Annotated in this window: 9 protein-coding genes; all 9 read right to left on the reverse strand. The window is 61.9% G+C overall.

The annotated features are described in order from the left end of the window. Positions 1 to 871 precede the first annotated feature (871 nt). Positions 872 to 1,114: a lipopolysaccharide assembly protein LapA domain-containing protein gene (locus JZZ72_RS08550; RefSeq protein WP_210014289.1), complete on the reverse strand. Its 243-nt coding sequence runs from the start codon at positions 1,112 to 1,114 to the stop codon at positions 872 to 874. A gap of 24 nt (positions 1,115 to 1,138) precedes the next feature. Next, positions 1,139 to 1,432 (reverse strand): integration host factor subunit beta, encoded by a 294-nt coding sequence (ihfB, locus tag JZZ72_RS08555; protein WP_043862681.1) that lies wholly within the window; start codon positions 1,430 to 1,432, stop codon positions 1,139 to 1,141. Positions 1,433 to 1,748: 316 nt separating this feature from the next. Continuing rightward, a complete protein-coding gene (gene rpsA, locus JZZ72_RS08560) occupies positions 1,749 to 3,425 on the reverse strand; it encodes a 30S ribosomal protein S1 (protein ID WP_043862680.1) in 1,677 nt (558 codons plus the stop codon). Between the two features lie 124 nt (positions 3,426 to 3,549). After that, positions 3,550 to 4,236, reverse strand: coding sequence for a (d)CMP kinase (cmk, locus tag JZZ72_RS08565; protein ID WP_043862679.1), 687 nt, complete (start codon positions 4,234 to 4,236; stop codon positions 3,550 to 3,552). Continuing rightward, complete coding sequence (locus tag JZZ72_RS08570) at positions 4,233 to 6,470, reverse strand: bifunctional prephenate dehydrogenase/3-phosphoshikimate 1-carboxyvinyltransferase (protein ID WP_043862678.1); 2,238 nt, start codon at positions 6,468 to 6,470, stop codon at positions 4,233 to 4,235. Before JZZ72_RS08570 ends, cmk begins: the two co-directional genes overlap by 4 nt. 40 nt (positions 6,471 to 6,510) lie before the next feature. Next, positions 6,511 to 7,605: a prephenate dehydratase gene (gene pheA, locus JZZ72_RS08575; RefSeq protein WP_043862677.1), complete on the reverse strand. Its 1,095-nt coding sequence runs from the start codon at positions 7,603 to 7,605 to the stop codon at positions 6,511 to 6,513. After that, positions 7,605 to 8,690, reverse strand: coding sequence for a 3-phosphoserine/phosphohydroxythreonine transaminase (gene serC / locus JZZ72_RS08580; protein ID WP_043862751.1), 1,086 nt, complete (start codon positions 8,688 to 8,690; stop codon positions 7,605 to 7,607). Before serC ends, pheA begins: the two co-directional genes overlap by 1 nt. A 99-nt stretch (positions 8,691 to 8,789) precedes the next feature. After that, on the reverse strand, positions 8,790 to 11,429 hold the full coding sequence (gyrA, locus tag JZZ72_RS08585) for a DNA gyrase subunit A (RefSeq protein WP_054915857.1): 2,640 nt from the start codon (positions 11,427 to 11,429) through the stop codon (positions 8,790 to 8,792). A gap of 257 nt (positions 11,430 to 11,686) precedes the next feature. Further along, on the reverse strand, positions 11,687 to 12,763 hold the full coding sequence (mtnA, locus tag JZZ72_RS08590; RefSeq protein ID WP_210014290.1) for an S-methyl-5-thioribose-1-phosphate isomerase: 1,077 nt from the start codon (positions 12,761 to 12,763) through the stop codon (positions 11,687 to 11,689). Positions 12,764 to 12,852: the final 89 nt, after the last annotated feature.

Consider the following 12,852-nt stretch of genomic DNA (forward strand, 5'->3'; position numbering starts at 1 on the left):
TTCACGATGTGCTCACCCTTACATATGCTATTGCCCAAGGCAGGCCCGTGATGGCCAGGTGGCTCGCACCCTGACATGCTTCGATCGTGATCAACTGACGAGAATGCAAGGGCCGCCTGCCCTACTCCAGTTGCTGGCCACGCATCGTCACCCCAGAATTCATTGAGCTCGCGATAATCCTAGGTAAAGAAGCTGGCTAGTGGCGACTCGAGATTGATCGGTAACTGCGGCCAATCTACCGCCTGCCGGTTACAGCGCAGTCGCTCATCTGCACTCAATGACCTAGATGCAGGACGACCTCGATCTCGTACAGCTGCTTCTGGGTGCGCTCTGCACTGAGAGCTGGTATGAGCAAAGTGCCGTGCCCACCATAGCCCGTTCGATCATGCGTTCAATGCGCTGACTGCGCGCTCCACATCGCGCTTGACCGAGGCAGCACCAAAGACCAACGCATCCTCTGGGACCAACGGCAGCAACTTTGCGGTAGGGTGGTTGAAATTAATCGGGCAACTGAAACCCGCAGACAGCAAATCCGGAGTACGGCCTACATTATCGAGGTGATTGCGAGTAAGCAGCGGCGCCTTAATGCCACCTATAGGAAGGTCAATGCATGCAGCTTCCGCCTGGAACAGGCTGCAGTCGATCAATATGCTGCAGTTGGCGTTTAGGTGCAGTTGATGGCAAGAGCCTGTGGCACCTTGAGTGGCGCCGTGTTCGGTGGCTGTAGGATGTATCATTAGGGCACGTTGTCCGGTGTGTTTTATGGAGGGCCATTACTCCATAAAACACGGGCACTGCCCCGTGGGCAATTCAGTCAGTAGCTGTAGGAAGGCTCTACTTTGGATAATAGATGGATGCACGCGGGCCCGATTTACTGATCACTGCGTCGCATGCGACCTCTGGCACGCACTGCAACATATGCCCCCATCACCGGCCCAACCAGCAACCCACCCACCAAGGCAACCAGCACCACAACCGACAACGGCAACGCCGGCGCAGCCCACCCAAACAGCACCAATGCCACCGACTGCTGGTTCTCCAGCACAAACAGCAGCACCACCGCCGCAACGGCCAGCACCACCAGCGCCAGCACTACACGCTTGAGGTTACGCATGACTTGCTCCTTGCTCAGCGGCCATCATGCGCCCTCCTCCTCATCGTTGACCCGATCACGCAACTCTTTACCGGGCTTGAAATGCGGCACGAACTTGCCGTCCAGACTCACCGACTGCCCCGTCTTCGGGTTACGACCCAGGCGCGGCGCCCGGTAATGCAGCGAGAAGCTGCCAAAGCCGCGGATCTCGATTCGATCCCCTGTAGCCAGGCACTGGGACATCTGCTCAAGCATGGTCTTGATGGCCAGCTCCACATCCTTCGATGAAAGCAGCCCTTGATGGGTGACAATACGTTCGATCAGCTCCGACTTCGTCATATTTTTCCCTTCTTTATCAAGCAGCTAGATCATTGCTTACTCTGTTTGTAGCACGCCCTAGCTGATTTGAACAGGGTGGTTCTTGACTTAATAAAATTTTCAAGATTTGCACACAAGGGTGACAAGTGAGTGCCGCTGCCCGCAGGTGAGGCGGGGCAAGGGATTGGCGCATTTGCTTCGCCCTGACGTGGACGAATCCGCCCTGGCGGAACACAGGAAGGCATGGGACCCCCTGCAGACTCATCCGCAAACAGACATGAATCGCAGGCACAAAAAAGGGCGACCGAAGTCGCCCTTTTTAATGATCAAGCAGAACTCAGTTCTGTTTGGCCATTGCTTCGCGCAGCAGTGCAGCCATGGTGGTATCGGCAGCAGCTTCCGGAGCGGCTTTCAGGCTCTGGATTGCTTCTTTCTCTTCAGCATCGTCTTTCGACTTGATGGAGAGGTTGATTACGCGGCTCTTGCGGTCAACGCTGATGATCTTGGCTTCAACTTCTTCGCCTTCCTTCAGGACGTTACGCGCGTCTTCAACGCGGTCACGGCTGATTTCGGAAGCTTTCAGAGTGGCTTCGATATCGTCGGCCAGGGTGATGATAGCGCCCTTGGCGTCAACTTCTTTAACGATACCTTTTACGATAGCGCCTTTGTCGTTGACAGCAACGTAGTTGGAGAACGGATCGTCTTCCAGCTGCTTGATACCCAGGGAGATACGCTCGCGCTCTGGGTCAACCGACAGGATGACGGTGTCCAGCTCGTCGCCCTTCTTGAAGCGACGCACGGCTTCTTCGCCCACTTCGTTCCAGGAGATGTCGGACAGGTGAACCAGACCGTCGATGCCGCCGTCCAGACCAATGAAGATACCGAAATCGGTGATCGACTTGATGGTGCCGGAGATCTTGTCGCCCTTGTTGAACTGGCCAGAGAAGTCTTCCCATGGGTTCGACTTGCACTGCTTGATGCCCAGGGAGATACGACGACGCTCTTCGTCGATGTCCAGAACCATGACTTCCACTTCGTCGCCGACTTGTACGACTTTCGAAGGGTGGATGTTCTTGTTGGTCCAGTCCATTTCGGAAACGTGTACCAGGCCTTCCACGCCTTCTTCCAGCTCTGCGAAGCAGCCGTAGTCGGTCAGGTTGGTGACGCGCGCCATGACGCGGGTGCTTTCTGGGTAACGTGCCTTGATAGCAACCCATGGGTCTTCGCCCAGTTGCTTCAGGCCCAGCGAAACGCGGTTACGCTCACGATCATACTTCAGTACCTTGACGTCGATCTCGTCGCCAACGTTGACGATTTCCGACGGGTGCTTGATACGCTTCCAGGCCATGTCGGTGATGTGCAGCAGGCCATCAACGCCGCCCAGGTCAACGAATGCGCCGTAGTCGGTGAGGTTCTTGACGATACCTTTGACTTGCTGGCCTTCCTGCAGCGATTCCAGCAGAGCTTCGCGCTCGGCGCTGTTTTCGGCTTCCAGGACACTGCGACGGGAAACGACAACGTTGTTGCGCTTCTGGTCCAGCTTGATGACCTTGAATTCCAGCTCTTTGCCTTCGAGGTGGGTGGTGTCGCGCACTGGGCGGACATCAACCAGGGAGCCCGGCAGGAACGCACGGATACCGTTAACGTCGACAGTGAAGCCGCCTTTAACCTTACCGTTGATAACGCCCTTGACCACTTCTTCGGCGGCGAAAGCTGCTTCCAGAACAATCCAGCACTCGGCGCGCTTGGCTTTTTCACGGGACAGCTTGGTTTCGCCAAAGCCGTCTTCGACCGCGTCCAGCGCAACGTGAACTTCGTCACCGACCTTGATGGTCAGCTCGCCAGCTTCGTTGTAGAACTGCTCGAGCGGGATGACGCCCTCGGACTTCAGACCGGCGTGGACAGTAACCCAGTCACCGTCGATATCGACAACGATACCGGTGATGATCGCACCTGGTTGAAGGTTGAGGGTTTTCAGGCTTTCTTCAAAGAGTTCTGCAAAGCTTTCGCTCATTTTAATTCCTGTAGATTAGGGCGAGACATACGCCCATCAGCCACATTCCAGACAATGTGGGTTTCGTTCATATAAAGGGAAAGCCTGCAGGACGTTGACTGGTGCCCCTGCATGCCGCCCTGTATCAGGCGATATCGCGAAGTGCGATCTCGCTTCTGATGCGTTGCAACACCTGTTCGATGGACAATTCCGTGGAATCCAGCTGGATTGCATCGGCCGCCGGCTTGAGCGGGGCCACTGCGCGCTGGGTGTCGCGCTCATCACGCGCACGTATCTCATCTAGCAGACTCGACAGACTAACATCATCGCCCTTGCCCTTCAACTGCAAGTAACGACGACGCGCCCGCTCCTCGGCGCTGGCCGTGAGGAAAATCTTCAAGGGCGCGTCTGGGAACACCACCGTCCCCATGTCGCGCCCATCGGCGATCAGGCCGGGAGACTCCTGAAACGCCCGCTGGCGCTGCAGCAGCGCATCACGCACCGCCGGCAGCGAAGCCACCATCGATGCGCCAGCGCCCACGGTTTCGGTACGGATCACATTGCTCACATCATCCCCCTCGAGGATGATCTGCTGCAACTTGCCCGGCTCGGCGGCGATGAACTGCACGTCCAGATGGGCGGCCAGCTTGACCAGCAGCTCTTCATTGGTCAGGTCGACACCGTGGTTGCCGGCGGCGAATGCCAGTAGGCGGTACAGAGCCCCGGAATCCAGCAGCTTCCAGCCCAGCTCGCGGGCCAGCATGCCGGCAACGGTACCCTTGCCAGAACCGCTAGGCCCGTCGATGGTGATGACCGGTGCCAGCGCGTTCACGACTTGCCCTCTTCAGCTACGCGGATGCCGACTTCGGCACACAGCGCGAGGAAGTTGGGGAACGAGGTGGCGACGTTGGCACAGTCATGGATGCGAATCGGCGCGCAAGCGCGCAGCGAGGCGACGCTGAAGGCCATGGAGATACGGTGGTCGCCATGCCCATGCACTTCGCCGCCACCGATGCTGCCGCCGTCGATGATGATGCCGTCCGGGGTAGGTTCGCACTTCACGCCCAGCGCCAGCAGGCCGTCGGCCATGACCTGGATGCGATCCGACTCCTTCACCCGCAGCTCTTCGGCGCCGCGCAGCACGGTACGCCCTTCGGCACAGGCCGCAGCCACGAACAGCACCGGGAACTCGTCGATCGCCAGGGGCACCAGGTGCTCCGGAATCTCGATACCCTTGAGCCTGGCGCCGCGCACTCGCAGGTCGGCTACCGGCTCGCCGCCGACTTCACGCTGGTTTTCCAGGGTGATGTCGCCGCCCATCAGCTGCAGAATGTCGATGACACCAGTGCGGGTCGGGTTGATGCCGACGTGCTCCAGTACCAGCTCCGAACCCTCGGCAATCGAGGCCGCGACCAGGAAGAAGGCCGCCGAGGAGATATCGGCCGGCACCTCGATGTGGGTGGCGGTCAGCTTGCCACCGGACTCCAGCGAGGCGGTAGGGCCATCGACGCTCACGCTGTAGCCAAAACCGCGCAGCATGCGCTCGGTATGGTCACGGGTAGGCGCAGGCTCGGTGACGGTAGTCTTGCCCTGGGCATACAGGCCGGCCAGCAACAGGCAGGATTTGACCTGGGCACTGGCCATCGGCAGTTTGTAATCCAGCGCCTTGAGCGTATGGCCACCGCGGATGGTCATCGGCGGGCGGCCCTCGGCGGCGGTCTCGATGACCGCACCCATTTCGCGCAGCGGGTTGGCCACACGGTTCATCGGGCGCTTGGACAGCGAAGCATCGCCGGTCAGCACGGTGTCGAACGGCTGCGCGGCCAGCAGGCCGGACAGCAGGCGCATCGAGGTACCCGAGTTGCCCAGGTAGATCGGGCCAGGCGGCGGCTTGAGGCCATTGAGCCCCACCCCGTGAATGGTCACGCGACCATGGTGCGGGCCTTCGATGACCACGCCCATGTCGCGGAACGCCTGCAGGGTCGCCAGCGCATCCTCACCCTCGAGGAAGCCTTCCACCTCGGTGGTGCCTTCGGCCAGGGAGCCGAGCATGATCGAGCGGTGGGAAATCGATTTGTCGCCTGGTACGCGAATACGGCCGGACAGGCGGCCACCAGGTTGTGCCAGGAAAATCAGGTCGTTGGAGTTCATAGCGTCCACATAGGCCCGACGGGCCAGGATTTTACTGAAATGCTCGCGGGCAACCCGAGCGCGGGTGAAAACGCCCAGCAGCTGGTGCCCATCCCCTGCATCGACCGCGTCGCGCAAGGCGTCGAGGTCGCTGCGAAATGTATCCAGTGTGCGCAGGACAGCCTCGCGGTTGGCGAGGAAGATGTCATGCCACATGACCGGGTCGCTTCCGGCGATTCTTGTGAAATCGCGGAACCCACCGGCAGCGTAACGGAAGATATCGAGGTTTTCATTGCGCTTGGCCAGCGAATCGACCAGGCCGAAAGCCAGCAGATGCGGCAGATGACTGGTTGCCGCCAGCACTTCGTCGTGGCGCTCCACCTGCATGTGCTCGACATCGGCATCCAGTGCACGCCACAGGCGATCGACCAGCGCCAGGGCGGCCGGGTCGGTTTCTGCCAGCGGCGTGAGAATCACCTTGTGGCGACGGAACAGGGCGGCATTGGAGGCCTCCACCCCACTCTGCTCGGAGCCCGCGATCGGATGGCCAGGTACGAAACGCGGCAGTTTCTCGGCAAAGGCTTCGCGCGCAGCACGCACCACGTTGCCCTTGGCGCTGCCCACATCAGTCAGCACCGCCGCACCCAGGTCAAGCTGCGCCAGGCGCGCCAGGAGCTTTTCCATGGCCAGGATCGGCACCGCCAGCTGGATCACGTCAGCCCCGACACAGGCCGCAGCCAGGTCCTCTTCACAACGGTCGACCACACCCAGCTCGACCGCCAGCTTGCGCGACTGCGGGTCCAGGTCGACACCGACCACCTCGCGGCACAGGCCACTTTCGCGCAGGCCCTTGGCGAACGAGCCGCCAATCAGGCCCAGGCCCACCACCACCAGCCGGCCAATGACGGGCCCGCCTTGCTTTACGACTTCAACCACGGAGCAGGACCCTGTTCAGAACATCACGCATTGGCATACCTCAGAGCACCGCCTTCGGATACGAGCCCAGTACCTTCAGGGCCACCGCCTCCTGGCTGATCTGCTCCAGCACCGCCTTGATCAACGGGTCACGATGGTGGCCGACGAAGTCGATGAAGAACACGTAGGTCCACTTGCCGCTGCGCGAGGGACGGGTCTCGATGCGGGTCAGGTCGATGCCGTTCTCGTGGAACGGTACCAGCAGTTCGTGCAACGCACCCGGCTTGTTGCTCATCGAAACGATGATCGAGGTCTTGTCATCACCGGTCGGTGGCACTTCCTGGTTGCCGATCATCAGGAAGCGCGTGGCATTGTCCGGACGGTCTTCGATTTTCTCCGCCAGGCGTGTCAGACCGTACAGCCCGGCCGCCATGTCACCGGCGATCGCCGCCGAATTCCACTCGCCCTTGACCCGCTTGGCAGCTTCGGCATTGCTCGATACCGCCACCCGCTCGACGTTCGGATAATGAGCATCCAGCCACTTGCGGCACTGGGCCAGCGACTGGGCGTGGGAGTAGATACGGCTGATGCTGTCGGTCTTGGTATTCTCGCCAACCAGCAGGTGGTGGTGAATGCGCAGCTCGACTTCGCCGCAGATCACCATGTCGTGCTCGAGGAAGCTGTCCAGGGTGTGGTTGACCGCACCTTCGGTGGAGTTTTCCACAGGCACCACGCCGAAATTGACCGCGCCGGCGACCACTTCGCGGAATACCTCGTCGATGGCCGCCATCGGCTTGCTGATCACGGCATGGCCAAAGTGCTTCATGGCTGCGGCCTGGGTAAAGGTGCCCTCAGGCCCCAGGTAGGCGACCTTGAGCGGTTGCTCCAGGGCCAGGCACGACGACATGATTTCACGGAACAGCCGGGCCATTTCCTCGTTGCCCAGCGGGCCCTTGTTGCGCTCCATCACGCGCTTGAGCACCTGCGCCTCGCGCTCGGGCCGGTAGAACACCGGCACCTCGCCTTCTGCCAGGGTCGCAGTCTTGACCCGGGCGACTTCCTGGGCGCAGCGCGCACGGTCGCTGATCAACTCGAGGATCTTCTCGTCGAGGCTGTCGATGCGCACGCGCAGGGCCTTGAGTTCCTGTTCGGACATCAGGCGTGTTCCTTCTCGAATTCACCCATGTAGGCCACCAGTGCCTCCACGGCATCCAGGCCCAGGGCGTTGTAGATCGAGGCACGCATGCCGCCCACCGAACGGTGACCCTTGAGGTTGAGCAGGCCACGCTCGTCGGCGCCCGCCAGGAACGCCTTGTCCAGGCGCTCGTCGGCCAGGCGGAACGGCACGTTCATCCAGGAACGGGCATTGCTGCTGATCGGGTTGGTATAGAAGTCGCTCTTGTCGATGAAGCCGTACAGGCGGTCCTTCTTGGCGCGGTTGCGCTGCTCCATGGCAGCGACACCGCCCTGCTCCTTGAGCCACTCGAACACCAGGCCCGAGAGGTACCAGGAATAGGTTGCCGGGGTGTTGTACATCGAGCCGTTGTCGGCCGCGACCTTGTAGTCGAGCATGGTCGGGCAGCTGCTGCGGGCACGGCCCAGCAGGTCTTCACGCACGATCACCACCACCAGGCCGCTGGGGCCGATGTTCTTCTGCGCACCGGCGTAGATCAGACCGAACTGCGACACGTCGACCGGACGCGAGAGGATGTCCGAGGACATGTCCACCACCAGCGGCACGTCACCGGTCTGCGGCACCCAGTCGAACTCCAGACCACCGATGGTCTCGTTCGAGGCGTAATGCAGGTAGGCAGCGTCCTTGGTCAGGTTCCACTCGTTCTGACCCGGGATGGCCAGGTAATCGTAAGGCTTGGCGCTGGCGGCGACATTGATGTTGCCATAGCGACGCGCTTCCTCGATCGCCTTTTTCGACCAGATGCCGGTCTCGATGTAGTCGGCCGTACCGCCCTCGGGCAGCAGGTTCAACGGGATCTCGGCAAACTGCTGGCTGGCGCCGCCCTGCAGGAACAGCACCTTGTAGTTGGAGGGGATGGACATCAGGTCGCGCAGATCCTGCTCGGCCTTCTCGGCAATGGCCACGTAGTCGTCGCTACGGTGGCTCATCTCCATGACCGACAGGCCTTTGCCGCGCCAGTTCAGCATTTCTGCCTGGGCACGCTGCAGCACAGCTTCAGGAAGCGCAGCAGGGCCTGCGCAGAAGTTAAAGGCTCGTTTGCTCACATCCACTCTCGCTCTGCTCTTGATGTCTGTGGGAGCAGACACCGCAGTGGCGGGCCTGCCCGCCCCCACAGCCGCTCCCATAGGTTGCGCTACTACAATTTATTCCTGCGGCGTCTCTTCGTCAGCTGCAGCGTCCAGTGGCGACCCTTCGCCGGCGTCCACGTCAGCCTCGGCATCCGCCACGAAGTCTTCGTCGTCTTCCTCGTCGGACGGCTCCTGCACTCGCTCCAGACCCACCAGGGTCTCGTCGCTGGCCAGCTTGATGAGCGTCACGCCCTGGGTATTGCGGCCCAGGCTGGAGACTTCGCCGACACGGGTACGCACCAGGGTGCCCTGGTCGGAAATCAGCATGATCTCCTCGCCTTCCTGCACCTGTACCGCACCGACCAGACGGCCGTTGCGATCGTTGCTGACCATGGCAATGACGCCCTGGCCACCACGCTTGTACTCGGGGAACTCGGCGATGGCGGTACGCTTGCCGAAACCACGCTCGGAAGCGGTGAGGATCTGGCTGCCTTCTTCGGGGATGATCATCGAAATCAGCTTCTGCCCCTCGGCCAGGCGCATGCCGCGCACACCGCGGGCAGTACGCCCCATGGCACGCACGTCGGACTCCTTGAAGCGGGTGACCTTGCCGGCATCGGAGAACAGCATGACCTCGCGCTCACCATCGGTGATGGAGGCGGAAATCAGGATGTCGCCTTCGTCCAGCTCCAGCGCGATCAGGCCGACACTGCGCTGACGACTGAACTGCTCCAGCGGGGTCTTCTTCACGGTGCCGTTGGCGGTGGCCATGAAGATGAAGTGGCCTTCGGTGTACTCCTCCACCGGCAGCATGGTGGTGATGACCTCGCCCTCGCCCAGCGGCAGCAGGTTCACCAGCGGACGGCCACGTGCGGCACGCGACGCCTCGGGGATCTCGTAGGTCTTGAGCCAGTACACCTTGCCCTTGCTGGAGAACAGCAGCAGCGTGGTGTGGCTGTTGGCGACCAGCAGGTGCGAGATGTAGTCCTCGTCCTTGACGCCGGTGGCCGACTTGCCCTTGCCGCCACGGCGCTGGGCCTGGTAGGCCGCCAGCGGCTGGGTCTTGGCGTAGCCGCCGTGGGAGATGGTCACCACGCGGTCTTCTTCCGGGATCATGTCACCCAGGGTCAGGTCCAGGCGTGCATCGAGAATCTCGGTGCGGCGCACGTCGCCATATTCGGCGCGGATCAGCTCCAGCTCTTCGCGGATCACTTCCATCAAGCGCTCGGCGTTGTTCAGGATGCGAATCAGCTCGCCGATCTGCTTGAGAATCTCCTGGTACTCGGCCAGCAGCTTCTCGTGCTCCAGGCCGGTCAGGCGGTGCAGGCGCAGGTCCAGGATGGCCTGGGCCTGTTCGGGCGAAAGGTAGTACTTGCCATCACGCAGGCCGTACTGCTCGTCGAGGGTTTCCGGGCGGCAGGAATCGGCGCCGGCGCGCTCGACCATCACCTGCACGGCGCTGGACTCCCACGGCGTGCCGATCAGCGCTTCCTTGGCCTCGGACGGCGTCGGCGAAGCCTTGATCAGGGCGATGACCGGGTCGATGTTGGACAGTGCGACCGCCTGGCCCTCGAGGATATGACCGCGTTCACGGGCCTTGCGCAGCTCGAACACGGTACGGCGGGTGACCACCTCGCGGCGGTGACGCACGAACGCCTCGAGCAGGTCCTTGAGGTTCAGCACCCGCGGACGGCCGTCGATCAGCGCCACGATGTTGATGCCGAACACGGCCTGCAGCTGGGTCTGGGCATAGAGGTTGTTGAGGATCACCTCCGGCACTTCGCCACGGCGCAGCTCGATGACGATGCGCATGCCGTCCTTGTCGGACTCGTCGCGCAGCTCGGTGATGCCCTCGAGTTTCTTTTCCTTGACCAGCTCGGCGATCTTCTCGATCAGCCGCGCCTTGTTCAGCTGGTACGGCAGCTCGGTGATCACGATCTGCTGGCGGCCACCGACCTTGTCGATGTCCTCGACCGTCGAGCGGGCACGCATGTAGATGCGCCCGCGACCGGTGCGGTAGGCCTCGATGATGCCCTGGCGACCGTTGATGATCGCGGCAGTCGGGAAGTCCGGCCCCGGGATGAACTGCATCAGCTCATCGACCGTGATGTCGGCGTTGTCGATCAGCGCCAGGCAACCGTCGATGACTTCACCGAGGTTGTGCGGCGGAATGTTGGTCGCCATGCCCACGGCAATACCGCTGGAACCGTTGACCAGCAGGTTCGGGATCTTGGTCGGCATGACCGCCGGAATCTGCTCGGTGCCGTCGTAGTTGGGCACCCAGTCGACGGTTTCCTTGTGCAGGTCTGCCAGCAGCTCGTGCGCCAGCTTGGTCATGCGCACTTCGGTGTATCGCATGGCCGCGGCATTGTCGCCGTCCACCGAACCGAAGTTGCCCTGGCCGTCCACTAGCAGGTAGCGCAGCGAGAACGGCTGGGCCATACGGACGATGGTGTCGTAGACCGCGGTATCACCGTGGGGGTGATACTTACCGATCACGTCACCGACCACACGGGCGGATTTCTTGTACGGTTTGTTCCAGTCGTTACCCAGTTCACTCATCGCAAACAGAACGCGGCGATGCACGGGCTTCAAGCCATCACGCGCATCGGGCAGTGCACGCCCGACAATGACGCTCATCGCGTAGTCGAGGTAGGACTGTCTCAGTTCGTCTTCGATATTGACCGGTAGGATTTCTTTGGCCAGTTCGCCCATGAGAAGCCTGATTCCTTTTTCTGGTGAAACCTCGTCACATCCATATGGGACGAACGAAGCTCGCCGCTGCAAGCAGATGACCGGCAGCGACTTACGACAAATCAACGAGTTATGCCATGGATCTGCGCAGTAAAGACCGCCTCGGGAGGCGGTCTTGGAAACCGTCGGATGTTACCACAGTCCCGATAGGCTTGGGAGTATGGCAAACCGCCGCCCGATCTGAGGCCGGCTTGCCGGCAAAGGGCGCGGCGCGGACCTCAATGCAACCGCTTGCGGCACATCAACTGCGCCATTTTGGCCGTGTCCGGACGCTCGACGATGCCCTTTTCGGTCACGATCACGTCGATCAGGTCTGCCGGCGTCACATCGAACACCGGGTTGAAGGCCTCTACCCCGGCCCCGACCCGTTCGCCGCCCACCTCCAGCAGCTCGCTGGCATCCCGCTCCTCGAGCATCACCTCCTCGCCACTGGCCAGATTGAGGTCGATGCTCGAACTGGGCGCCACCACCATGAAGCGAACCCCATGGTGCATGGCATTGACCGCCAGCTGGTAGGTGCCGATCTTGCTGACCACGTCGCCATTGGCAGTGATGCGGTCGGCGCCGACGATCACCCAGGTGATGCCCTTGGTCTTCATCAGGTGCGCGGCGGCGGAATCGACGCCGATGGTCACCGGCACCCCTTCGCCGGCAAGCTCCCAGGCGGTCAGCCGCGACCCTTGCAGCCAGGGCCGGGTCTCGGCCACATACACCCGCTCCACCATGCCTTCCAGGTACGCGGCGCGAATCACCCCCAGCGCAGTGCCGAACCCGCCCGTGGCCAGCGCGCCGGCATTGCAGTGGGTGAGGATGGCCTGCTCGCTGCCCTGGTGCCTGCGAATCAGCTCGGCGCCCAGCTGGGCCATGGTCAGGTTGGCTTCACGGTCGCTTTCGTGGATGGCCTCGGCTTCGGCCAGCATGATCGCCAGCACGTCATCCCCGGCCTTGATCCGCAACAGCCGCTCGCGCATGCGGTTCAGTGCCCAGAACAGGTTGACGGCTGTGGGACGGGCTTCGCCCAGCAGCTCGAAGTCCTCTTCCAGAGCCATTTCCCAGTCATCGCCATCCGCCAGGCGCTGGCGCAGCGCCAGCACCAGGCCATAGGCCGCACTGATGCCGATGGCCGGGGCGCCGCGCACCACCATGGTGCGGATGGCCTCGGCCACCCCGACGGCGTCGTTATACGCCAGCCAGCGCTGCTCGAACGGCAGCGCACGCTGGTCGAGCAGATACAGGGCACCATCCCGCCAATCGATGGCCGTCACCTTCTCCGCAGCCAACAGTCGATCGCGCATGCCTCACCCCGTCATTCGGACATCAAAAGCGCACGATTATAACGAGCCCCAGCCGCGGACGCTCGGGTATACTTCGCCCCCACCTTCCG

Source organism: Pseudomonas palmensis (assembly GCF_017848315.1).
Classification (GTDB): domain Bacteria; phylum Pseudomonadota; class Gammaproteobacteria; order Pseudomonadales; family Pseudomonadaceae; genus Aquipseudomonas; species Aquipseudomonas palmensis.